The following is a 22,957-nucleotide window of genomic DNA, read 5'->3' as shown; positions in this document are numbered from 1 at the left end:
GATGGAAACCTCCGACCACGTACTGATCGTCGATGACGATCGCGGTATCCGTGAACTGCTCGCGGGATACCTCGAGAAAAACGGCGTGCGTGTCTCGCTCGCGGCCAATGGCCGCCAGATGCGCGCCGCGCTCGAGAACGGCGCGCCCGACCTGATCGTGCTCGACCTGATGCTGCCCGGCGAAGACGGCCTCGTGCTGTGCCGTGAGTTGCGCGCGGGCAAGTTCCGCACAGTGCCGATCCTGATGCTGACGGCGCGCAGCGAGGAAGCGGACCGGATCGTCGGCCTCGAAATGGGCGCCGACGATTACCTGACCAAACCGTTCGCCGCACGCGAGTTGCTCGCGCGAATCCGTTCGGTGCTGCGCCGCGCGCGCATGCTGCCGCCCGGCATGGAGGTGACGGAGTCGGCGCCGATGCTGTGCTTCGGCGACTGGCGGCTCGACACGACCGCGCGCCATCTGCTCGACGCGGACGGAACCGAGGTGGCGTTGAGCGGCGCGGAGTACCGTCTGTTGCGTGTGTTTCTCGATCATCCGCAGCGCGTGCTCACGCGCGATCAGTTGCTGAACCTCACCCAGGGACGCCAGGCCGATCCGTTCGACCGCTCGATCGATCTGATGGTGAGCCGCCTGCGTCAACGCCTGCGGGACGGCGCGCGCGAGCCGCGCTACATCAAGACGCTGCGCAGCGAGGGCTATGTGTTTTCAGCGGCCGTGACCGCGATCGGAGATCCGCAATGAACGCATCTCCATCACCGTCGTTGCTGCGCTGGCCGCATTGGCCGCGCACGCTGTTCGCGCGGCTCGCGGTGATTTTGTTCGTCGGGCTCGCGCTCGCGCAGGCGCTGTCGTTCTGGCTCACGATGACCGAGCGCGACCAGACGATGACCAACATCATGATGGGCTACATCGAGCGCGAGGTGGCGAGCTCGGTCGCGCTGCTCGATCATCTGCCGCCCGACGAGCGCGCCCAGTGGCTGCCGCGGCTCGCGCGGCGCAGCTATGAGTTCGTGCTCGGCCCGGGCGTGCCAGGTACCCCGGTCGACGCGAGCCTGTCGGCGCGCGTCGCGCAGTCGATCGGCGATGGCATCGGCACGCGTTATCCGTTGACCGTCAACGCAGTGCCGGGCGATCGCGAGCGTCTGCAGGTGCACCTGAAACTGAGCGACGGCACGCCGCTCACCATCGACCTGCGGCCAATGCCCGGCGCCCCGTTGTCGCGCTGGCTGCCGCTCGTGCTGACGCTGCAACTGCTCGTGCTCGCGGCCTGCTGCTGGCTGGCGGTACGGCTCGCGACGCGCCCGCTCAATCAGCTCGCAGTCGCGGCCGACACGCTCGGCCCCGACCTGAAGGCCGCGCGTCTGCGCGAAGCCGGTCCGTCCGAAGTGGCGCGCGCCGCGCGCGCGTTCAACGCGATGCAGGACCGGATCGCCACGTACATGACCGAGCGCATGCAGATTCTCGCGGCGATTTCGCACGACTTGCAGACACCGATCACGCGCATGCGTCTGCGTGTCGACACGATGGACAACGACAGCGAGGCGGCAAAGCTGCGCCAGGATCTGCAGGAAATGGAGGCGCTGGTCAAGGAAGGGGTCACCTATGCGCGCACGATGCATGGCACGACCGAGGTGCCGCGCCGCATCGATCCCGATGCGCTGTTCGACAGCCTGGTGTGCGATTACGTCGACGCGGGTCAGCAAGTGTCACTGCAGGGCCACTTCGGCCAGTCGCTGACGATGCGTCCGCAGGCGTTGAAGCGCATCGTCGGCAATCTGGTCGATAACGCGCTGAGGTACGGCGGCGCCGCGCAGATCCATATCGGGGCGTTGCACGATGGCGAGGCTACCGTGTCGGTGCTCGATCGCGGTCCCGGCATTCCGGTCGAGTCGCTGGAGACGGTGTTCGAGCCGTTCGTGCGGCTCGAAGGGTCGCGCAATCGTCAAACGGGCGGCACGGGGCTGGGGCTCGCGATCGCGCGGCAACTCGCGCTCGCGATGGACGCGACGCTCACGCTGCACAACCGCGTCGGCGGCGGTCTCGAAGCGCGGCTGACGTTGAGGAAGTTGCGCGAGTCATAGTTGGACCTCTTGCGCCGCGGACACGCGGGCGATTCCGTCAAAAAAATTCACAAAGCCCGCCATTACGAAATCGCCATCGGGTTTGGACTATTAATGACCCCGCGCGCCATTTCGAGCTGTGGCTCTGGTGCTTCTCAGTAGTTCTGAACGGCCACCGGTTCAGCTCGCTTCAGCGATTCTCCATCATTTGAGAAAACCGCGGCGGTGATGCGGCAGGTCGCATCATTGTTAAATCATCGATATTCAAAGCGACTTATCGATGCGAGCGATTCAGATGCGTGGTGAATAGTTAATTCGCAAATTCAACCAGATTCGGCAACGCAGCATCGATCGATTCGATCGCATAGCGAGCCACAGTCCGTTACCTTGTCTTCGATAAATTGACAAACGCCAACGGACAGACCATTCTTTTCGTGTGGTGGTTGCAGAGTAGCGCGGCTGATCAACAGCAAGATTGGCCGAGAGACACGTTTCGTTCGAATCTGATTAAAGATCCTTGTTAAAAAGGTAACTAAAAGGAATCCGAATGGCGTCCACTCCACAAAAGATGTCAAAAATGCAACTCACCGGGATGGTGGTGGGCGGCATGGTCGGAGCCGGGATCTTTTCCCTGCCGCGCACTTTTGCCAATGCCACCGGTCCGGTGGGTGCCGTGATTGCCTGGCTGATTGCGGGCACGGGCATGTATATGCTGGCGCGCGTATTTCAGGCGCTGGCCGAACGAAAACCCGAACTGGACGCCGGCGTGTTTGCGTATGCGAAAGCGGGCTTTGGCGACTATCCGGGCTTTCTCTCCGCATTTGGCTATTGGATCGGTAGCTGTATCGGCAACGTTTCTTACTGGGTGCTGATCAAGTCGACACTCGGCGCGTTTTTTCCCGTGTTCGGCGACGGCAATACGGTCGTCGCGATCGTCGTTGCATCGATCGGCATCTGGCTATTTCATTTCATGATCCTGAAGGGCGTGCAGCAGGCGGCCTTCATCAACAGTATTGTCACGGTCGCCAAGGTCATTCCGATTCTCGTGTTCATCGTGATCCTGATCTTCGGTTTCCGGTTGGACCTGTTTCAGGCCAACCTCTACGGCGGAGGACTCGAAGGCAATATCCTCGAGCAGGTGCGGGCCACGATGCTGGTCACGGTGTTCGTGTTCATCGGTATCGAAGGGGCGAGCGTTTATTCCCGTTATGCGAAGAAGCGCTCCGATGTCGGCCAGTCGACGATTCTCGGCTTCGTCGTCGTGACCTCGCTGATGGTGCTCGTGACGATGCTGCCTTACGCAGTGCTTCAGCGCGCCGACATCGCGGCCATGCGGCAGCCGTCGATGGCGGCGGTGCTCGAAGCGGTGGTCGGTCATTGGGGCGCGGTTTTCGTCAGCATAGGTTTGCTGATTTCGGTACTGGGCGCTTATCTCGCCTGGTCGCTGATCTGCGCCGAAGTGTTGTTCACGGCGGCAAAGACCGAAGACATGCCCGCCGTATTCGCGAGGGAAAACGCCAACAAGGTACCTGCCAATGCATTGTGGCTGACCAACATCGTGGTGCAGCTGCTCGTCATCAGCACCTACTTCTCGCGCGATGCGTTCGCGCTGATGCTGAATCTGACGAGCGCGATGTCGTTGATTCCGTACCTCTTCGTCGCGGTGTTCGGCTGCATGAACGCGAATCGCGGCGACGGTTACGACGTGCGCGCCGACGAGCGCCGGCGTGACTTCATCATGGCCGCAATCGCCTCGATCTATACGGTCTTCATGATCTGGGCGGGTGGCCTGAAATTCATTCTGCTTTCCGCCGTGCTGTATGCGCCAGGAACGGCGCTTTATATCTGGGCTCGGCGCGAGCAGAACAAGAATGTCTTCATCGTTTCCGACTGGATCATTTTCATCGTTGCGATCATTGGCGCGATCATCGGCATCTATGGCCTCGTAACCGGAAGGATCGCGATTTAGCTTTAATGAAATCCGATTGAACAGAGCGGGCCAACATTGGCATTCAGGAGATCATCATGGCGAACACGGACACGAAAGCGGGTGAATTGGGTGTCTACTCGGAAGTCGGGCAGCTGCGCAAAGTGATGGTCTGCGCACCGGGGCTCGCGCATCAGCGTCTTACCCCGAGCAATTGCGATGAACTGCTGTTCGACGACGTACTGTGGGTCGAGAACGCGAAGCGCGACCACTTCGACTTCGTCACGAAGATGCGCGACCGTGGCGTCGAAGTGGTGGAGATGCACAATCTGCTCGCCGAAACGGTCGCGGTGCCCGAAGGCAAGAAGTGGATTCTCGACAACCAGGTGGTGCCGAATCAGGTCGGCCTCGGCTTTATCGATGAATTGAGAAGCTATCTGGAAGGGCTCGACAATCGTAAGCTGGCCGAAACGCTGATTGGCGGGCTATCCACTCACGACTTCCCGGAAACGCATGGCGGCAAGGCGCTGGAGGTCGCGAAAGAAGCGGCGGGCGGCACCGAATATCTGCTGCCGCCGCTGCCGAACACGCTGTACACGCGCGACACGACGTGCTGGATCTATGGCGGCGTCACGCTGAATGCGCTGTACTGGCCGGCCCGCCACGAGGAGACGATTCTGACCACGGCGATCTACAAGTTCCACCCCGATTTCGCGGGCAAGGTCAACGTGTGGTGGGGCGACCCGACTCAGGACCACGGTCTCGCCACGCTGGAAGGCGGCGATGTGATGCCGATCGGCAAGGGCGCCGTGCTGATCGGCATGAGCGAGCGCACCTCGCGGCAGGCCATCAGTCAACTGGCTGCAATGCTGTTCAAGAAGGGCGCGGCCGAGCGCGTGATCGTCGCGGCGATGCCGAAGATTCGCGCGGCAATGCACCTCGATACCGTGTTCACGTTCGCCGATCGCGATTGCGTACTGGTCGCCCCGGACTTCATGGCGAAGACGCGCACCTATTCGTATCGGCCGAGCAGCCATCCGAGCGGCGTCGAGTTGCACGCCGAAAACAAGCCGTTCACCGACGTCGTCGCCGAAGCGCTCGGGCTGAAGCATCTGCGCGTGGTCGAGGCGGGCGGCAGCGACTATCAACGCGAGCGCACGCAGTGGGATAGCGGTGCGAACCTCGTGTGCGCGGCCCCGGGCGTCGTCTATGCATACGACCGCAACACGTACACGAACACGCTGTTGCGCAAGCAGGGCATCGAGGTGATTACGATCGTCGGTGCGGAGCTGGGCCGTGGACGGGGCGGCGGTCACTGCATGACCTGCCCGATCATCCGCGATGCGGTCGACTATTGATCAGTCAAGCGAATCAATCTGGCCGGTGACTGGCAAAGTGTCGCCCGCTCGCTGAAGTGGCGAGCGGGCGACAGCGCCGCGTGCGCTTCCGCCGCCGCCAGGAACGGCGCGATCCGTCCAGATGATCGACGCGACGAATCGAATCGCCCCGCTAATCGCCGGGTTGACGCGCGCGGTAGTGGTGGGCAGGTCCGGCTTGAAGTCGAACTTCCTTTTACTATACTTTTTAACGACTTCGCGCCTGAATTATCGAATTTGATGTCTCGCGATTTGCAAAGATTACATTCGATAGACCAGCGATCGCTGCAATGAAGTTCGAGTTAATGAATCTGCGAGTAGCTGGACGATCACTTTTCACGTCAATCGCGTGAATGCTCGGAGCTTTCTTCCACCGCACGGAGGTTCGAATATGAATAATCGCTTTGTTGCGCAACTCGTCGCCTTGTCGTTTGCCGGTATGTCCGCGCTCGCGATTGCGGCTGGGCCCCCCAAGGACGAGGGCGGCGGCCAGATGGCCGGTACGGGCCGTCAGCAGGTGATGCCGACGATTCCGCACCGTGACTGGCATAAAGGTCAACGTGTGCCGGCCGAATACCGTAACTACAACTTCATGATGGACGACTGGCGCGGACATGGCCTCAATGCGCCGCCGCGCGGGCACAAATGGCTGGGTGTCAATGGCGACTATGTGCTCGTAACGACGAACAACTGGACCATTTCAGACATTGTCGCCGGAACGCAGTAATGCTTCCTCATGGTGCCCGGGCTATCCGGCGACCAGTTTTAGCGCCGGAACCTGGGCCATTCATCGACACGACATGATTCGTCATTTTCGCGTCGATTTAATGCTGCGTATCGTATAGCCGGTCGGGAACGAACAATGCAGTCACGCCGCTCAAAAAGAACACCGCGCCGACCACGAGAAAACCAAGTCCGATCGAGAACTGCGTCGCGATAAAACCGATGACGATCGGCGCCGCCCCCGAACAGAAGCGCCCGAGATTATACGAGCCGCCCACCGCGGTGCCGCGCACCGACGTCGCAAAACTCTCCGACATGAATGTGCCGATCGTGCCGAGTGGCACGCCGTACAGAAAGCCGAAGACAAGCATCAGCGTGGAAATGTTGTCGTGGGTGTGCCAGAAAATGATCACGGGCAGAAAGAGTGCCGCACCGATACAGCCGAGCACGTACACGCCCTGCCGGCTCCAGCGGTCACCGAGCCAGCCCGCGAAGATCTTGCCGATGAAGGCGACCACGTATGTGCCGATCATATAGCCGGTCAGCGAGCTGAACTTGATGTGCAATTCCTTCTCGAGATACGTCGGCAGCCAGTTGTTCAGGCCGTAAAAGCCGGACAGCACGAAGACTGACGCGAAGGTCCACAGGATGAACATCGTGCGCGCCTGGCGGTCGCGGAAAATCTGCGCGTAGCGATTGTCGACGAGCCGCGTTTTGCTCGCATGGTCGGCAGCCCGGCTCGCGAGCCATGCCGCCGGTTCGGGCACCGCGAACTTGATCGCGAATGCGAGCAGCACCGGCACGGCAGACACGTAGTACAGCGTGCGCCAGCCGTACTGCGGCAGGATCCAGTTGCTGAGTGCGATCACGACGATATAGCCGGCCGAAATGCCGGTTTGCAGCATGCCGAGTACCAGCGAGCGCCGTTCTGTCGGCACATATTCGGCTACGAGCGTGGTGACCAGCACCATGCAGCCAATGCCGAGCGAACTGATAAAGCGCACCGTTGCGAATTCGACGAAGCTGTGCGTGAACCCGAGCATCCCCGCGCCGAGCGAGAACAGCGCGAGCGCCCATGCGATGACCCGCACGCGGCCGAGACGATCGCTCGCCCAGCCGCCGACAATGCCGCCGATCGCCATGCCGAGCAAGGTCAGACTGCCGAGCGCGCCCGCTTCGACATTGGTCAGCCCGAAGTCGTCCTTGATGCGCGACAGGGTGAGGCCGTACATCATCACGTCGGCGCCATCGGCGATCAGCGCGAGGTAGGCGAGCACGAAGACCAGCACCCAGCGGCCTTGCGAGACGGCGGAATGGGTCACCGCTCGATAGTTTTGCAGGTCGGATGGTGTTTTCATGAACGGGCGGCGCAAGCGGGGGATGCCGTATTCTGCTTGAGCAGAGCGGGGACAAGGAAGGCGCCGGTCAGGAGGCCTATGCTTTCATGACGGCTGGTGTACCAGCCTTCCTTGTGGGTCAGGTTCATCGTACCGATGCACACGCCATCATAGGCGATCGGAATGTTGAGGATCGAGCCGAGACCGATACCTGTCATCACCGCATGATCGTCGAAGGCGTCGCGAATGCCTTGCGACGTGGCGGCACGAAACGGCTTCAGATCCTGAAGTATCTGTCGCGCCCACGCGGTGCCTTGCTTCTTTTTGCGGCCGCCCAGTGGATAGACGTCCGGCATGTTCGTGTAGACCCGTTCGACCTCGTGACGCCGCGCATCGTAGGACATGATCGTGAACAGGCTTAGGCCTATCGCCTTCGCCGCCACCGCGTGAACCGCGCGGAACAGCTCGAGCGGTTGGTTCTTCAGGCGCATCGCCAGCGCGAGACGCTCGAGGTCTGCGATATCCAGCATCTGCGTATCGTGCGGTGCGGGTTCGGTCAGGTTGCCTTGCATCATTTGCATCGCGTTTGCATCGGAAAGTGTGAAAAGTCGCAGTGCGTTTAGCCGTGCATGCGGGTGGAGTTCAGCTGGCCTCGCGCGTCGCGAGCCGGTTCGAGTTCGCTCGCCTCGATATCTTCGAGCGAGCGGTTGCGCGTTTCGATGCCGAGGAAGAACACCACGCATGCGCCGATCACCAGCACCGTCGTGGTCATCGCGAATACACCGAGGAAACCGGACAGCGGATAAACGAGGCCGACGAGGATCGGCGCGCTGACCGAGCCGATGCGGCCGAACGATGACGACGAGCCCGTGCCCGTCGTGCGTACCGCGGTCGGAAACACTTCCGGCGTGTAAGCGTAGACGCCGGCGAATGCGCCGTTCATGAAGAACGACAGCGCGATGCCCGCGGTCATGATCTGTATGCCGGTGTGAGAAAACGCGAGCGTGATCGCGGCGATGCCGCCGAACAGCATGTAGGAAGCGACCACCGCCTTGCGGCCGATCTTTTCGTTGAGCCACGCCGCCGAGAAGTAACCGGGAATCTGCGCGCCATAGATTGCAATCGAATAGCCGAAGCTCTTCGTCATCGTCAGCCCTTCCTTGACGAGCAGGCTCGGGATCCACGCGAAGAACGAGTAGTACGCGAACGCGACCGAGAACCACATCAGCCAGCTGACCGCGGTCGTGCGCGCGAGTCGCGGCGACCACAGCGTGAGCACGTTGCGCCACGCGTTGCCGCGCGCCGGCGTCGAGGCCGGCGTGGGCAGCGCGTGAAGCGCGTGGTTCGCAGTCACGGGCGCAAGCGCAATGCCGCGCTCGACGAACGCCGCTTCGATGCGGCCGACGATGCCGTTCGCTTCGGCCGCGCGGCCCTGGCTTTCGAGCCAGCGCGGCGATTCGGGCAGCGTCCGGCGCCACCACAGCAGCATCACGACGGGCAGCGACGTGATCACGGCCAGATAGCGCCAGCCGTCGACGAAGTTGCGCACCACCGCGAAGCCGAGAATCGACGAGGTCAGATAGCCGAACGACATGAAGCCGACCAGCGCGCCGCAGAAAATGCCGCGATAGCGGCGCGGCACGAACTCGGCGAGAAACGGCGCGATCACGACCGTCTCCGCGCCCGAACCGAAGCCCGCGACGACGCGCAGCGCGAAGAACGTGTGCCAGTCGTGCGCGGTCGCGCTCGCGAGCGACGCGACGCAATAGATGGCGAGCGCGCTCATCATGATGCGGCGCCGGCCGATCACGTCGGCGAGCACACCCGACAGGAACGCGCCGAAAAAGTAGCCGATATAGGTGCTGCTCGCGACGAGCCCGGTCTCAGCGCTCGTCAATTGCCACAGCTTGCTGACGACCGGCAGCAGGAACGCGAGCGACGACGAATCGAGCCCGTCGAACATGTACCCGAGCCCGCCGATCAGCAGCAGTCTGCGGTGAAAGCTCGACAGGGGAAGTCTTTCAAGACGGGCGGCGACGGCGGACACGGCAACTTCTCCTGAAGGAAATGGCGCGGCGAGGCCGCGCGTTCTGCGCTGATGGATGCTTCGGGCCGCTTATCGGCCGATTGCGTAGGCCTGCATCTGACGCGGTGTAGCGGCGCCTCGCATCAAACCGTTGCGGATCGCGACCGCGCAGACCCGGCCGAGCGCCCACGGTTCCGCGACGGTGAGGTCGTGGCCCCGCGCGTGCAGTTCGGCGAGCGTGCTGTCCGGAAAGCGCGACTCGGCCGACATCTTGCCGAGCTGCATCGCGCGCGGATAGAACGAGCCGGGGAAGTGCGCGGTCTGGAACGAGGGCGCATCGGCGGCGGCCTGGAAGTTCATGCCGCCATGCACGTGCTTGAGGAACAGCTGCAGCGACCACTGATCCTGCTGGTCGCCACCCGGCGTGCCGAAGGCCGCGTACGGTTTGCCGTCGCGCGTGACGAGCGTCGGCGACAGCGTGGTGCGCGGCCGGCGGCCCGGGCCGAGTGACGAAGGCAGGCCTTCTTCCATCCAGAACATCTGCGCGCGCGTGGTGACGTTGAAGCCAAGCCCCGGCACCGCCGGCGACGCCTGCAGCCAGCCACCCGACGGCGTAGCCGACACCATGTTGCCCCAGCGGTCGACCACGTCGAGATGCACGGTATCGCCGCGCAATTCGGGCAGCGGCGCGAAGGTCGGCTCACCCTGGCCAAAGCCGCCGGCCTGCTCGCGCCCGGCATTCGCGACGATGCGCGCGGCGCGTTGCTCGCTGTCGCCGAGCAGCCCGGGGCGGAATTCGAACGATGCGCGGCGCGGATCGATGAGGCGGCGCCGCTCGTCGTTGTACGCGTCGCTGAGCAGCACGTCCATCGGCACATGCGAAAACGCCGGGTCGCCGTAGAACACTTCGCGATCGGCGAATGCGAGCTTCGAGCACTCGATCACCGTGTGCACGAAATCGGGCCCGAGGGGGTCCATCGCGCCGAGATCGAAACCCTTCAGCAGCGCGAGCTGTTGCAGGAACATCGGGCCCTGGCCCCACGGGCCGGTTTTGTGCACGCGCATGCCCGCGTAGTCGTAAGACACCGGGTCTTCGTAGGTTGGCTCCCAGCGCGCGAGATCGCCCGCATCGAGCAGACCGCTATTGCGCAGGCCCGAGGTGTCGAGCACGGCGGTCGAACGGAAGTACTGGTCGATCGCGTCGGCGACGAAGCCGCGATAGAAGACATCACGCGCGCGTTCGCACTGCTCGGCGCGATCGCTGCGCGTATTCGCCTCGCGCAGGATGCGCTTGTAGGTTTCGGCGATCGCGGGATTCGCGAACAACTGGTTCGGCATCGGCGCCTCGCCGTTGCGCAGCCATTGCTCGGCCGAGGTCGTCCATTCGGTGCGGAAGAAGTCCTGAATCGCGAGAATCGACGATGCCATGCGTGGCAGCACCGGATAGCCGTTTTCCGCGTAGCCGATCGCATAGCTCAGCACTTCTTCGAGCGGCAACTGGCCATAGTCGCGCAGCAGCGCCATCCACGCGCCGAATGCGCCCGGCACGACCGCGGGCAGCAGGCCCGTGCCCGGCACCACGTCGAGCCCCATCTTGCGCATCCGCTCGATCGTCATGCGCGCGGGCGTCACGCCTTGTCCGCACAGCACGCGCACGCGTTCTTCGCGCGCGCTGTAGAACACCACCGGCAACTCGCCACCCGGACCGTTCAGATGCGGCTCGACGATCTGCAGGACGAAGCCGGCTGCGGCGGCGGCGTCGAACGCATTGCCGCCTTTTTCGAGGACCGCCATCGCCGATGCACTCGCGAGCCAGTGCGTCGAGGCCACCATGCCGAAGGTGCCGATCAGTTCTGGACGGGTTGTAAACGACATGCGCGACTCCTTGGCGACGACGGTCCGAATGGAGAAACCAATATGGAATGGTTCAATTGTAGAAAATGAAAGCGTGAAACTAACGAAGCCGGGTTGCACCCGGTGTTAACCATCAACATGCGACCCAGTATAGCGAATCAAAAATAACCGGGTGCTGGTATGTCATGCCGCCGCGATTCTGGTATCGTTGGAACCAATACAAATTGGTTCAGTGGACAACATGGACAAATCGGTACTGGATGCGCTGCTCGACTACATCGCCGATCATCAGTTGAAGGACGGCGACGCGCTGCCGCCCGAACGAAAGCTCGCCGAGGAACTGGACGTGAGCCGCCGCGAGCTGCGCGCGGCGCTCGCTTCGCTTGAGGCATCGGGGCGCGTGTGGCGCGGCGTCGGCCGCGGCACCTATCTGGGCGCGCGGCCGCTGAAGTTTGCGCCGACGCTGCGCGGCTTGCGCGCCGGCACCAGTCCCGCGGATATCGCCGAAATGCGGCTGCTGTTCGAGCCGGCGCTGGCCGCGCTGGCCGCGACGAAAGCGAGTGGCGACGACCTGCAGGAACTGGAGAAATGCGCACGCAAAAATGCCGCCGCGAAAAACGACGACGAGTGGCAGCAATGGGATCATCGCTTTCATTTGCTGATCGGACATGCCACGCGTAATCCCGCGTTGATTGCGTTGATGGAGGTGATCAACGGTATGCGGGTGAAGCCGGAGGTGCGCGAAAAAACGTCCGCGCAGGAGACGCGGCAGTTTTTCGCGCAACAGCATCAGGCGATCGTCAATGCGCTGAAAGCGCGCGATGCGGATGCGGCCGCGCAATGCATGCGCGAGCATCTGCTGAGCGTGCAGTGGCGTGCGTCGGCGAAGACCGATGGTGCGGCGGCGCGGCGTGCGTGAGGTTGCCGTGGTGCCGCGCGTCGATCGGGATGGCGGCGCTTTACTGCGCAAGCTTCCGGTTCTGCCGGCGCATGCCGTCGAAGACCGCATCGGCCACGTCCAGCGGAAAGTCGGCGGGCAGTTGCGACGAGACTGTGTCGATCACCGTCTCCGTTTGCGCGGTCAACTGATCGATCAGCGTATCGACGTCCGCGGCGGAAAAACCGACGCGCTGTCCTTCGGCCACCCAATGCCGGCGCTGGATCTGATTGAGCAGGTAGTGGACGTTCTTGCCGCGAACCGCCATCGCCAGTTTCACTTTTTGCGCCGCGAGGCGCCCCGCACCGCTGCCGATGATCGGATGCGCGGACAGCACGTCATAAAGCGGGGTGGATTCGTAGCGATTGCCGGGCAGATGCGCAATGCTGAAGTTCTTCGCGTGGCCATCGGTCGCGGCGAGCAGCCAGAAAACCAGCTGCGTCGCGAAGAAGTTGCGCCGGTCCGTCGTCGCGCGTGTGGACCTCGCGAGTATCTCCATGATCGCCTCGATGCCCGGACCGCCGTCGGACTCGTACTTGTGCAGCGCCGACGTGCCAGTGGCCTGGCACATGTCCTCTTGCGGCAGACGCACGATCCACGTGGCGTCGCTCGACAAACGGCGATCGAAGCGCTCGACGATCAATACCTTCTGCTCATCGAATCGCGCGATTTCGCAACGCGCGACGGGGAGCCCGTAGGCCGCGACGATCTGCGAGCACAGCCATTCGTTTTCCACCGACGTGCGCATATCGGCGCGCATGTTGCCGACGAGCCCGAGCGGCAGCTTGAAGATGTGCGTGGTCGGCGTGCTGCCTTCGGGCAGCAGCCAGCGATTGCGATGACGGAGCAGCGCGGTTTTTTCCTGCGCGCCGGCGATCGACAGACGCAGGTCTTCGAGCGGATCGTGCTGCCCGAGCGGCGCCGCCGTCGTCGTGCCGCGCAGCAACGCCGCGATGTCGCTGTCGCTGAGTTCGCGACCGTGGATGCTCGTCAGATCGCTCGGTTCTTCGTCCGGCGGCAGCAGTTGCAATGCGCCGACGCAGTCGCGGCCGAGCGCGGTGAGCAACGCAAACGGCGCGGCGCTGCCGGTCCGGTAGCGCGCGGCGATGCGGCGCCGGATCGGTTCGCTGTCGGGCAGCAGGTTGTCGAAATAGTCGGCGACGATCTGGCCGCGATACGCCTGATTGCCCGGTGTGAAAGGCAGCGACAGCGATAGCGGACGTCCTTGCGGATCGTCGATCCATTCGTCGGCATAGCTCAGACGTTCGCCGCTGCGTGTCGTTTCCCAGGCGCCGACCCGCAGGCCGTTCATCCACAGATTCAGACGGTTCGGTGTGCTGCGCGCCATGCTTACCAGTCCTCCCGTTTCTTGCTGGTGCTGGCCGCTTTGGTTGCCTTAGCGGGTTTGACCGCTTTGGGCTTTTGCGCCGACGGTCCCGGTTTGAGCGTCACGCGCGTGGCGCGTTTAGCGTTGCCTTTTGCGTCGACCGGCGCTCCGGCGACCTGCGTTCCGCTCCCGGCGCGGCGGGAGCGGTTCGGCGCCGGCGCGGCGTCTTCCACGGCCACGCTTTGCGTCGATCCGCTCTGCGCGAGCTTCAGATCGACCTGCAAGACTCGCAACACCCTGAAGAGCCGTTCGACGCTGACGGTCGCCGGATTCGCTTCGAGTTGCGCGTAGGTCTGTTGCTTGACCCCGAGATGCGCGGCCATCGCGGCCTGAGTGAGGCCGGCGGCCTTCCTGAAGCCCTGCAGGATCGGTCTGAGCTGGCTCAGTGTCTTGATGGCGTAGTCCACGGTCGATCTCCGGTTCGGCTGCGGCGGCGTAACAGCCCAAAACCTGTAAATAACAGATACAGTCTATACTCTGTATTTAGCAAATACAAGCTAAAGACTGTTAATGACGAGCACGGACGCATTTGAAACGGCGCCCCGTCACGCTACTCATCACGCAACTAACGGTCAACCGCACACCGCCACCCCCTTCGCTGCTGCGCAGCCCCTCCGCCGCAGGCAACATGTGATCCACCGAAAATAAAGATGATGGACAAACGCAACCATAAAATCGCATCTGTTTCACTGCTGGTTGGTGCTGCCACCAGAAGAAGCAACGCCTCGACCGGAAATAGATAAATCCGAAGCGTTTTCGATTGACGAACTAATCAGGAAGCCGAGCATTCAGGCAAAACAAAAGCTGTTTTCGCATTGCGTGGCCAGAACACTGAATGGCCGTCGATAACGAATCGCTAGCAATATCACGGGCGCTCAAATCGAGCGCAGGATAACTGACGAGTGTTGACGCGCATTGCATCGTATCCTTTCGCTCGCTGAATGAAATTTGACACAAATGTCACGCGCCGCGCATCGAGAGGAAACGGGCTTGGAAATTACAGAAAAGGCTGTAGACTCTATAGCGTGTATTACGCGGCGACGCCAACACGAGTCCAATCGTTGCGCGCACACAGCATGTGTGCAAATCACTCCAATCCGCCACGAGATTTTTCTGCCATCAAGGTGTCTATTCGCTGATACGACCCAACGCCAATAGAAGCCGAACCGGCGAACCACGCCGACCGGTGAACCTGAAAGGAGATCCGACGAGACACACAGACCATTCTTCCAAATAACGCGATCGACGCCGCCGGATGCGGTCGTCGGCGGGCCGCTGGAGAACATAACTTCTTTGGAGTATGTGATGGCAAGCAAACCACAATGGCGAACGCTGTTATCTCTGACTTTTCTATCGCTGGCAATGATGGGCAACGTCGCGCGTGCGGAGAGCATTCCAATTGTCACAGGCCAGCAATGGATGCAGTCGACCGATGAGCAGAAGAAAGCGTATCTGGTCGGCATTTCGAATTTGATCGACGTCGAGCGCGCCTATGCCGGCAGCACGGCGAACAGCAATGACATCGCACAGCGCTTCGGCAAGGGCATGCAAGGCCAGACACTCGACAGCGTGCGTCAAGGCCTCGACGGCTACTACGCCGCCAATCCCACGATGATCCAACACCCGGTGATCGAGACCCTCTGGTTCCAGATGGTCGTGCCCGGCCTGAAGAAAAATCAGTAAGGAGAACGATCATGAAACGACTTGGGTGGATCGTCAGTATTGGCGCACTGGCTGCGATGATCGGTTGCACGGACATGAGCCCGCAGACGCAGGGAACGGTGAGCGGCGCGGCACTTGGCGCGGGCGCCGGTGCGGGCATCGCGGCGATCTCCGGCGGCGATGCGTGGACCGGCGCGATCATCGGCGGCGCGGCGGGCGGCGTGGCCGGCAATATCCGCGGCCGTCAGTAATTACCAGCGAGCAGGCAAGGCTGGGGCGCGACCTGGGTCACGTCCCGGCTTCGTTACTGAAGCGCACGGCCCGATCAGGCCTTGATCAGGCATTCCACGGCCGTCGAGTGAAGCGATTTCCGAGGCGTCGCTGAAGGACCGTTCTTCCATGGGGCACCTCTCCCTTCCCCGCGACGCCGTATGCGTTCCGTGCCATTTTCCTCACGTCGAATGTCAAGTAGCGAAGCGAATGGGGCGAATTCATTCGCGCTCGCGACATCGCGCATCCCCAGTTCGTCATGAAAATAATCCGTTCAAACTCGAGCCGCTGTCGACGTCGCGTTGGCCGCCCGGCCGACAAAGTTTGAACCGGTGATTAAAAGCCCTTAGGATATCCACATCGGAAGCCGCCGCGATGGCGGCATGCGCACACCACGCAGAGAGCAGTCTGCGCGCGGTGCAACCTTCATCTCATCAAGAGAACACGAATGCTGCGCACGTCGCTGAAGGTGATAAAGATAAGTGCATGGGTTCTGGTGCTGCTGGCGGTGCTCGCATTGGGGCTACGCGCGTGGTATTCGCAGCGCGGGCCGGAGCTGTCGGTATGGCACACCTATGTGCCGCGCGAAATGACCGTCGAGGAAATGGACACCGCCGACTGGAACGCATACATCAAGGCGGAAAATCGGATTTTCGACGACGTGCGCGTCAATGTCGTTGAAAAGCTGCGGCCGTCCGAGCGCATTCCGGCGAACCGCTATTACGAGGGCTCGCCGATTTTTCCGTGGCATTTCGCCGAAAACTGGAATCACTCGTACATTCTCGAGCCGTCGGGGCCACCCGTCGGCGCGGTCGTGCTGCTGCACGGCATGACGGACGCGCCGTACAGCATGCGGCATATCGCGCGTCGATATCGTGATCGCGGTTTCGTCGCGATCGGCATCCGCTTACCCGGACATGGCACGGTGCCGGCGGGGCTCGTCGACGTGCACTGGCAGGACTGGACCGCGGCCACCCGGCTCGCGGTGCGTGAAGCGCGCCGTCGCGTGGGGCCGGACAAGCCGATCGAGCTGGTCGGGTTTTCGAACGGCGGCGCGCTCGCACTGCAATATGCGCTCGACGCGATCGAGAATCCCGCGCTCGCGCGTCCGACGCGCGTCGTGCTGATCTCGCCGATGATCGGCGTCACGCGTTACGCACGCTTTGCCGGTCTCGCCGGATTGCCCGCGGTGCTGCCGGCCTTCGCGCGCGCCGCGTGGCTCGGCATCGTGCCGGAGTTCAACCCGTTCAAGTACAACTCGTTTCCTGTGAATGGCGCGCGACAGTCCTTTCTCCTCACGAGCGTGATTCAGGAACAGATTGCGCGGCTCGAGCGCGAGAACCGGCTCGATAAGTTGCCGCCTATCCTGACGTTCCAGTCGGTGACGGATTTCACGGTCAGCACGCCAGCGGTGATGTCGGCGCTCTACGACAAGCTGCCGGAGAACGGCAGCGAAATCGTGCTGTTCGACGTGAACCGCAGCGTGCGCTTCAGGACCTTCCTGCGCTCCGCGTCGTACACGGCGCTCTCGCGCCTACTGCGAATCGGTCCGCAGAACTATCGCACGACGGTGATCACCAACATGTCGCCGGATTCAGCGCATACTGTCGAGCGCAGCGTTTATGCGGGCGAAGTGCAAACGCGTGTCAAGCCGCTGGATATCGACTATCCGCAGGATATTTTCTCGTTGTCGCACGTCGCGATTCCATTCCCGATCACCGACGCGCTGTACGGCATCGCGCCGGACGATTCGGAGAACTTCAACGAGAACCTCGGCACGCTCGCGCCGCGCGGCGAACGCGGCACACTGATTCTGACGCTCGATTCGATGTTCCGCATCGCGTCGAATCCGTTCTTCCCGTATCTGCTGCAGCGTATCGACGAAGGCATCGGCAAGATGCCGCCGCCGGTCGTCAAGTCACCGCCGCGCACGCATGAAACCGCCGACGGTCCGCCCGACGATTTCCCCGAAAATCTGAATGCGCTCGAGCAGGTCGGCTCGGACGAGCCTTGAAATCTCGATGCTTTGAATCAAGCTGACGGCAATTGCACTGCCACCCTCGCGAGATGTGACCAGACGGCCCGCACCTACCGCGGGCCGCCTGCTTTTCGGCTCGAAGATCGACGTTACGGCTGATACGACGAATCGACGATCGTCCACAGCGCCGCTTTCGGCTGCAGGTTCGCATCGAACGGCAGCGGCAGGTTGTTGCGCGGCACCGGCGTCGACGTCAGCCACGTGTGCTTGTCCGAATAGCCCCAGAACGTGACCGCCTTGATGCTCGGTTCCTGCTCGAACAGAGCGAACACGGCGCGATAACGCTCGGCCTGCGCGCGCATGATGTCGTTCGGCACTGGATGCCCGAGGTCCGGCAGACATGCATGCGGATCGCTCCAGCATTCACCGGGATCGGCATAGAGACTCACGTCGAGCTCGGTCACCTGGTTTTCGAGGCCGAGCGCGGCGACGTCGTCGAACGCCTGCTTGATGTTCGGCAGCGGCGGCCAATTTACGCTGATATGCATCTGATGCCCGACACCGTCGATCGGCACGCCCTGCGCGCGCAAATCGCGGATCACCGCGAGCAGCTTTGCGCGCTTGCGCGGATCGTCGGTGTTGTACTCGTTGATATAGAGCTTCACGTTCGGGTCCGCCGCGCGCGCCGCGCGGAAGGCGATCGCGATGTAGTCCTTGCCGAGCGTCCGGTACCACGGACTGTCTTCGCGATACACCTGATGCGGATCGTCGCTGATCACTTCGTTGACTACGTCCCACGCGTAGACCTTGCCTCGGAAGTGTGTGACGACGTCGGTTACATATCGATCGAGCCGCTTCGCGACGATGTCGTGATAGAGCGGATCTTTCGGATCGCCGGCGAAGAACCAGTCCGGCGCCTCGGTCCAGTCGCCGGCCTTGAAGTGCCACAAAAGCGTGTGCCCGCGCACCGCAATGCCGTGCGCTTGCGCGAACGCGACGATCCTGTCGGCCGGTTCGAAGTTGTACTTGCCTTCCGCGACGCCGATCGTGCCCGGCTTCATCTTGTTCTCGGCGGTAAGGCTCGAGAACTGGGCGGCGACGAGCGCCGCGTCGGCGGGACTGTCGATTGAATCAGGTTCAATCGCCGCGCCGACCTTGAAGTGCGCGGCCATCACACTGCGCAATGGCGGCAGCGCCTCAGCGGGCGCCGCGGCGAGCGGCTGGCCGTCATGAGCGACGGCGGCCTGGTTGTGCGCGCAGCCTGCGGTTGCGAGCGCGCAAACGGCGACGGCTGCGCAGAGCATGCGCATTGAAGTCCTCAAAGGACGCACTCCTGGTCTCCTTGTGACGGAATGCCGGTTCGGATGTCTTCTCTAACTATGTTTACCGTTACCGGTAACCGAGAAGATGTTAAGCAGCCTCTGTCAGCCCCGCTATGAGGGATTTACCTGACATATCGACGAGACATGGATGGTGAATCAGCGTCGAGTCGACCGGCTTGACACGGCGTGGGTTGAAAGCGCTTTCAGATGGGGATTGCACGGAACCGCCGCGCGGCTAACGGCGCGAAACAGGGCGCCAGTCACTGAATCCCAACTGGCGAGACAGGAAAACCGAATCCGTTCAACGCGCGGGTTTGCTTCAATCGTCGTCCGCGCGGCGATTCAGTTTGATTTCAATGCCCGTTCAGCGAGCCAGCGTCGGGCGAGAGCCGGTTGTCCACCGAGGTGACACCCGGAACCGACATCGCACTGTGCTCGGCACGCGCGACATGGTCCCGCTCGGGCACCCATCCGAGCAGCGTGATCTGCCCCGAGTGGGCAAAGACGAACACATGTGACATCCCGATTCCGCTGTGCGCCTCCGCGACCCGCACGCTATGGGCGAGTTGTTGGTCGGTGGCTTGCGAATCCTGGGCATGGGCCGCCGGCGCTATTGCGCTTGAAATCAGCAGCGCGAGTGTAGAAACAAGGGCTGTTTTCACGATACCTCCTTAGAGTGCCAAGGTGTGCCGGCAAAATCCGCCGGCAAATCTTCCGGTTCGACTCGATGCGAGGCGTCGGAAGTGCACTGGACAAAATCCTCTTTCCACTGCACGCGTCGCGGTTATCGCGGTTGCGCGCCGAGGTTTTGCCAGTCGGGGCGATGGGCGGTCGTGCCTTCGCCCGCAGAAAAGTTGCAAGGGCAGCGTGTTCGAACGGGACGTCGCATGTGCGGCGTGGCGGGGGAACAGCGAGAGCCGAGGGATTGGAGCTGGTTGGAGCGGTCGTGATGGAGCGCGAGAGCCAGACGGATGCGCCGACAATCCTGCACCCAGCCTGCTACGCGGCTGAGCCCGGCTCGTTGCCCGGCATCGTATGCATTGATGATAGTCGCTAATGTCCACCACTGCTGGCGGCTCCTGCGCCAGTTCGTCAAGCCCAACCGGCAATGCAAGCGAGGCGGCTCGTTGCATCTTCGCAACATCAAGCGCGAAATTTTGCTTGCATTCGAGCGCGTTTTCCTTGTTAAGCAAGCGCTGAGCGACGCGCGAGACGGATTGGCGCATCGTTTCGGTGCATGAGTTCAAACGGATTTCCGACGCTTGTGACCATCACGTAATGGTCACAAAGCAGGGCGCTACTGCGGGATCGTCCGGCGCGCAACTGTTATCGATAACAGCGTTTTCCCTGAGCAGTTAGTTTGATGCGCGGCGCAAGGTCATCCCTATAATCGCCTCGAAATGTGAAGCAAATAAGTAGCGAACATTTCGGCAAGAGGGGAAACGTGTGAGAACGCGTGCGTCCTGTGCGGCTTGGAGACGCCAAAATATATATAGGATATCTAAATGAAGAAGAAGCTTATTGCTGTGTCGGTGATGGCAGCCGCGACGACGGTGGCCCATGCGCAGAGCAGTGTCACGTTGTACGGCCGTATCGACAACGGCATCCAGTTTGAAACCGGCCTCCCGGGCGGCCATGCGTGGTCAGCCCAAAGCGGCGACTGGGGTTGCTCGTGGTTCGGCCTGCAGGGCGCCGAAGATATCGGCGGCGGCACGAAGACGGTCTTCCAGCTCGAAGGACAGCTCAACACGATGACCGGTGCATCCGCGGGCAATCTGTTCGGCCGTCACGCAACGGTGGGGCTGACGAACGACCACTGGGGTTTGTTCAAGATCGGTAACCTCGGCGCCGGCGAACTGGCGCAGGACAGCTGGGGCACCGACCCGCAGGTGATGCAGCGCTACGCGATCTCGACACTGGTGCGCGGCCGCAACTGGACGAGCACCAGCAACGGCGCGGAGTACAACTCGCCGGTGCTGTTCGGCGGCCTCGTGCTGAAGGGCCAGTATTCGCTGACCAACAACACGAGCTGGAACTCGGCGCCTGTCAACTCGGCTGGCGTGCCGACCGGCCAGGGTCGTACGAACGCGGTCGAAGGTGTGTACACGTGGGGCAACGGCGACGTCCGCGTGATCTATGACGAAGTGCGCGGCGCCAACGGCTCGTTCAACAACGTCTACTCTGCTTCGCGGATGGCCCTTGTCGGCGGCACGTACGTGCTAGGTCCGGTCAAGCTGTACGCGGGCTACCAGCACCTGAGCGCGCCTGACGCGACCAACGCGAGCGTGGGCGTAACCGATGCGTCGCAGCCTCTCGGCGTGAGCGCGCCGACCAGTGTGAACCACGAATGGATCGGCGCTGCATGGCAGGTCACGTCGCCCACGCTGTTGACGGCTGCGGTCTACCACGCCAACGCGAACAACGGCAACGGCAATGGAACGCTGTTCACGCTCGCCGCGACGTACGCGCTGTCGAAGCGCACGTTCCTGTACACGGAAGCCGGCTACGTGCACAACAGCTCGACGTCGAACCTGAACCTCGGCAACGGGCCGTACGGCAACAACAACTTCGATGCGGTGACGGGCACGTCGTCGAACAGCAACCCGAACTATGGTCATAGCCAGACCGGCGTGTTCGCCGGGATCATGACCTCGTTCTGAGTTGAGGTTGCCTGATCAGCAATCGCAGTGATCTCTTTGTTTCAAGGACTGTTTATTTCTCTTTCATAGAGAGGCCGGTGCGACGCCTCCTCCACCCTCGTCGCATCGGCTGCTTTTTCTTTTTTTCGAATTCATCACCGGACGTAGTGCGCCTCTTCATATCTGAAAGCGCTTTCATCACAGGATTCAGGCAGAACTCATGACCCACGACGGTTCCAACGATAAACCCGGCGCGCCCAAGGTATCCAACGTACCCGCTGCGCCCAACGTGACGCTCGAAGCCATCGCGCGCGCGGCTGGTGTTTCTCCGAGCACCGTATCGCGGATCCTGAACGGTTCTGCGCGCGTGCTTCCCGCCAAGCAGCAGGCGGTGGAAGCGGCGATCGCCCGTTTCAACTATCGGCCGAACGTGCTCGCGCGCAGTCTCGCGAGCGGGCGGACCGAAACGATCGGCGTATTGACGCAGGCGGTGTCGAGCCCGTTTTACGCCGAGTGGCTGCGCGGCATCGAGGAGTCGTTGTACGAGCCGGGCTTTACGCCGATCTTCGTGAGCAGCCGCTGGAACATCGACGACGAAAAGGCGCGCCTCGAGCAGTTCATCGCGCGGCGCGTCGATGGAATCATCTTGCTGCACGCGCAACTCGATGAGTCGACGTTGACCGACTACTCGCGGCACGCGCCAATGCTCGTACTCGGCCGCTCGGTACAAAACAGCGCGACGCTCGCTGGCCTGCCGATCGACAACATGCAGGGCGCACGCGACGCGACCCATCATCTGATCGAGCAAGGCCATCGCGAGATCGCCTTCATCGCTGGGCCGGCAAGTCACGAGGATGCGATCGAGCGCCTCGTCGGCTACCGGACCGCGCTCGAGGAAGCGGGCATCGGCTTCGATGCCGATCTCGTCGAGCAGGGCGATTACCTCGAAACGGGCGGCGTCGCCGCGATGGAGCGCCTGATGGCGCGCCATCCATCGTTCAGCGCGGTGTTCTGCGCAAACGATCAAACCGCGTACGGCGCGCGTCTCGCGATGTTCCGCCGCGGCGTGCGGGTGCCGGACGACGTGTCGCTGGTCGGCTTCGACGATTTGCCGACATCGTCGTACATGACGCCGCCTTTGACGACGGTCCGCCAGCCGACTTACGAAATCGGCCGCCTCGCCGCACAGGGCATCGTGCAGATGATCCGCAAGCAGTCGATCGCGCTAAGCCCGATTCCGCTCACGCTCGTGACGCGTGAAACCACGCGGCGAATCACGCCGTCGGTAAAACGGGGGGATACGCCTACGTAGCGGCTGTTTTTTCGCCTCAACGTGAAAGCGCTTTCAGGTATCGGCAGTCAAGCAGAAATTCAGCAAAGCATTCAGCACCAGGCAAAGCAGCACCAAGCAAAGCAGCAACAAAGACAACAGGGGAAGTAGGTCGCAGCAACCGGGTA

19 protein-coding genes are annotated in these 22,957 nt (G+C 62.3%); 11 read left to right on the top strand and 8 right to left on the bottom strand.

The features are described from left to right. Position 1 precedes the first annotated feature (1 nt). The 5 genes from HDG33_RS07710 to HDG33_RS07690 all read left to right on the top strand — a co-directional run bounded on the left by HDG33_RS07710 (position 2) and on the right by HDG33_RS07690 (position 6,091). Entirely contained in the window at positions 2-742 is a 741-nt protein-coding gene (locus HDG33_RS07710; RefSeq protein ID WP_018422680.1) for a response regulator, read from the top strand. Next, positions 739-2,082 (top strand): ATP-binding protein, encoded by a 1,344-nt coding sequence (locus HDG33_RS07705; RefSeq protein WP_184023612.1) that lies wholly within the window; start codon positions 739-741, stop codon positions 2,080-2,082. Before HDG33_RS07710 ends, HDG33_RS07705 begins: the two co-directional genes overlap by 4 nt. A gap of 526 nt (positions 2,083-2,608) precedes the next feature. Beyond that, a complete protein-coding gene (locus tag HDG33_RS07700) occupies positions 2,609-4,030 on the top strand; it encodes a basic amino acid/polyamine antiporter (protein WP_184023610.1) in 1,422 nt (473 codons plus the stop codon). A gap of 56 nt (positions 4,031-4,086) precedes the next feature. Then, positions 4,087-5,346 (top strand): arginine deiminase, encoded by a 1,260-nt coding sequence (gene arcA / locus HDG33_RS07695; RefSeq protein ID WP_184023608.1) that lies wholly within the window; start codon positions 4,087-4,089, stop codon positions 5,344-5,346. A gap of 409 nt (positions 5,347-5,755) precedes the next feature. Further along, positions 5,756-6,091 (top strand): RcnB family protein, encoded by a 336-nt coding sequence (locus tag HDG33_RS07690; RefSeq protein ID WP_184023606.1) that lies wholly within the window; start codon positions 5,756-5,758, stop codon positions 6,089-6,091. 97 nt (positions 6,092-6,188) lie between these two features. On the opposite strand, the gene HDG33_RS07685 is transcribed toward HDG33_RS07690, so the two are convergent. From HDG33_RS07685 to HDG33_RS07670, 4 genes are all read right to left on the bottom strand, one after another. Continuing rightward, entirely contained in the window at positions 6,189-7,445 is a 1,257-nt protein-coding gene (locus HDG33_RS07685; protein ID WP_184023604.1) for an MFS transporter, read from the bottom strand. Next, positions 7,442-8,005, bottom strand: a complete 564-nt coding sequence (locus HDG33_RS07680) for a GAF domain-containing protein (protein ID WP_184023602.1) — start codon at positions 8,003-8,005, stop codon at positions 7,442-7,444. Before HDG33_RS07680 ends, HDG33_RS07685 begins: the two co-directional genes overlap by 4 nt. A gap of 38 nt (positions 8,006-8,043) precedes the next feature. Further along, positions 8,044-9,471: an MFS transporter gene (locus HDG33_RS07675; protein ID WP_184023600.1), complete on the bottom strand. Its 1,428-nt coding sequence runs from the start codon at positions 9,469-9,471 to the stop codon at positions 8,044-8,046. 69 nt (positions 9,472-9,540) lie between these two features. Continuing rightward, complete coding sequence (locus HDG33_RS07670) at positions 9,541-11,325, bottom strand: gamma-glutamyltransferase family protein (protein ID WP_184023593.1); 1,785 nt, start codon at positions 11,323-11,325, stop codon at positions 9,541-9,543. Positions 11,326-11,545: 220 nt separating this feature from the next. Here HDG33_RS07670 and HDG33_RS07665 point away from each other — a divergent pair, with 220 nt between their 5' ends. Continuing rightward, positions 11,546-12,223 carry a FadR/GntR family transcriptional regulator gene (locus tag HDG33_RS07665; protein WP_184023591.1) on the top strand — a complete coding sequence of 226 codons (678 nt, stop codon included), beginning with the start codon at positions 11,546-11,548 and terminating at the stop codon, positions 12,221-12,223. 40 nt (positions 12,224-12,263) lie between these two features. On the opposite strand, the gene HDG33_RS07660 is transcribed toward HDG33_RS07665, so the two are convergent. Beyond that, positions 12,264-13,589 carry a type II toxin-antitoxin system HipA family toxin gene (locus HDG33_RS07660; protein ID WP_184023589.1) on the bottom strand — a complete coding sequence of 442 codons (1,326 nt, stop codon included), beginning with the start codon at positions 13,587-13,589 and terminating at the stop codon, positions 12,264-12,266. 2 nt (positions 13,590-13,591) lie between these two features. After that, a complete protein-coding gene (locus HDG33_RS07655; RefSeq protein ID WP_184023587.1) occupies positions 13,592-14,035 on the bottom strand; it encodes a helix-turn-helix transcriptional regulator in 444 nt (147 codons plus the stop codon). A gap of 898 nt (positions 14,036-14,933) precedes the next feature. On the opposite strand from HDG33_RS07655, the gene HDG33_RS07650 reads away from it, so the two are divergent. The 3 genes from HDG33_RS07650 to HDG33_RS07640 all read left to right on the top strand — a co-directional run bounded on the left by HDG33_RS07650 (position 14,934) and on the right by HDG33_RS07640 (position 17,574). After that, the gene (locus tag HDG33_RS07650) at positions 14,934-15,311 is read left to right on the top strand and encodes a hypothetical protein (RefSeq protein WP_184023582.1); all 378 of its coding nucleotides are present in this window, start codon (positions 14,934-14,936) and stop codon (positions 15,309-15,311) included. Between the two features lie 11 nt (positions 15,312-15,322). Further along, positions 15,323-15,541 carry a YMGG-like glycine zipper-containing protein gene (locus HDG33_RS07645; RefSeq protein ID WP_018422694.1) on the top strand — a complete coding sequence of 73 codons (219 nt, stop codon included), beginning with the start codon at positions 15,323-15,325 and terminating at the stop codon, positions 15,539-15,541. A gap of 467 nt (positions 15,542-16,008) precedes the next feature. After that, positions 16,009-17,574 carry a carboxylesterase gene (locus HDG33_RS07640; RefSeq protein ID WP_184023580.1) on the top strand — a complete coding sequence of 522 codons (1,566 nt, stop codon included), beginning with the start codon at positions 16,009-16,011 and terminating at the stop codon, positions 17,572-17,574. A gap of 113 nt (positions 17,575-17,687) precedes the next feature. Here HDG33_RS07640 and HDG33_RS07635 read toward each other — a convergent pair whose 3' ends face one another. After that, entirely contained in the window at positions 17,688-18,842 is a 1,155-nt protein-coding gene (locus HDG33_RS07635) for an endo-1,4-beta-xylanase (protein ID WP_260330348.1), read from the bottom strand. A gap of 371 nt (positions 18,843-19,213) precedes the next feature. Next, positions 19,214-19,522: a BON domain-containing protein gene (locus HDG33_RS07630; RefSeq protein ID WP_184023576.1), complete on the bottom strand. Its 309-nt coding sequence runs from the start codon at positions 19,520-19,522 to the stop codon at positions 19,214-19,216. Positions 19,523-20,365: 843 nt separating this feature from the next. Here HDG33_RS07630 and HDG33_RS07625 point away from each other — a divergent pair. Next, positions 20,366-21,520 (top strand): porin, encoded by a 1,155-nt coding sequence (locus HDG33_RS07625; RefSeq protein WP_184023574.1) that lies wholly within the window; start codon positions 20,366-20,368, stop codon positions 21,518-21,520. A 199-nt stretch (positions 21,521-21,719) separates the two neighbouring features. Continuing rightward, positions 21,720-22,811 (top strand): LacI family DNA-binding transcriptional regulator, encoded by a 1,092-nt coding sequence (locus HDG33_RS07620; RefSeq protein ID WP_184023572.1) that lies wholly within the window; start codon positions 21,720-21,722, stop codon positions 22,809-22,811. Positions 22,812-22,957 lie beyond the last annotated feature (146 nt).

This window comes from Paraburkholderia sp. Cpub6 (assembly GCF_014201065.1).
Taxonomy (GTDB): domain Bacteria; phylum Pseudomonadota; class Gammaproteobacteria; order Burkholderiales; family Burkholderiaceae; genus Paraburkholderia; species Paraburkholderia tuberum.
This window is presented reverse-complemented; position numbering and strand designations above follow the sequence as displayed.

What these genes read in the sequence shown, in the direction of transcription:
- HDG33_RS07710 (WP_018422680.1), top strand. Translation starts at nt 2, where the DNA reads ATGGAAACCTCCGACCACGTACTGATCGTCGATGACGATCGCGGTATC.
- HDG33_RS07705 (WP_184023612.1), top strand. Translation starts at nt 739, where the DNA reads ATGAACGCATCTCCATCACCGTCGTTGCTGCGCTGGCCGCATTGGCCG.
- HDG33_RS07700 (WP_184023610.1), top strand. Translation starts at nt 2,609, where the DNA reads ATGGCGTCCACTCCACAAAAGATGTCAAAAATGCAACTCACCGGGATG.
- arcA (WP_184023608.1), top strand. Translation starts at nt 4,087, where the DNA reads ATGGCGAACACGGACACGAAAGCGGGTGAATTGGGTGTCTACTCGGAA.
- HDG33_RS07690 (WP_184023606.1), top strand. Translation starts at nt 5,756, where the DNA reads ATGAATAATCGCTTTGTTGCGCAACTCGTCGCCTTGTCGTTTGCCGGT.
- HDG33_RS07685 (WP_184023604.1), bottom strand. Translation starts at nt 7,445, where the DNA reads ATGAAAACACCATCCGACCTGCAAAACTATCGAGCGGTGACCCATTCC.
- HDG33_RS07680 (WP_184023602.1), bottom strand. Translation starts at nt 8,005, where the DNA reads ATGCAAATGATGCAAGGCAACCTGACCGAACCCGCACCGCACGATACG.
- HDG33_RS07670 (WP_184023593.1), bottom strand. Translation starts at nt 11,325, where the DNA reads ATGTCGTTTACAACCCGTCCAGAACTGATCGGCACCTTCGGCATGGTG.
- HDG33_RS07665 (WP_184023591.1), top strand. Translation starts at nt 11,546, where the DNA reads ATGGACAAATCGGTACTGGATGCGCTGCTCGACTACATCGCCGATCAT.
- HDG33_RS07660 (WP_184023589.1), bottom strand. Translation starts at nt 13,589, where the DNA reads ATGGCGCGCAGCACACCGAACCGTCTGAATCTGTGGATGAACGGCCTG.
- HDG33_RS07650 (WP_184023582.1), top strand. Translation starts at nt 14,934, where the DNA reads ATGGCAAGCAAACCACAATGGCGAACGCTGTTATCTCTGACTTTTCTA.
- HDG33_RS07645 (WP_018422694.1), top strand. Translation starts at nt 15,323, where the DNA reads ATGAAACGACTTGGGTGGATCGTCAGTATTGGCGCACTGGCTGCGATG.
- HDG33_RS07640 (WP_184023580.1), top strand. Translation starts at nt 16,009, where the DNA reads ATGCTGCGCACGTCGCTGAAGGTGATAAAGATAAGTGCATGGGTTCTG.
- HDG33_RS07635 (WP_260330348.1), bottom strand. Translation starts at nt 18,842, where the DNA reads ATGCTCTGCGCAGCCGTCGCCGTTTGCGCGCTCGCAACCGCAGGCTGC.
- HDG33_RS07625 (WP_184023574.1), top strand. Translation starts at nt 20,366, where the DNA reads ATGAAGAAGAAGCTTATTGCTGTGTCGGTGATGGCAGCCGCGACGACG.
- HDG33_RS07620 (WP_184023572.1), top strand. Translation starts at nt 21,720, where the DNA reads ATGACCCACGACGGTTCCAACGATAAACCCGGCGCGCCCAAGGTATCC.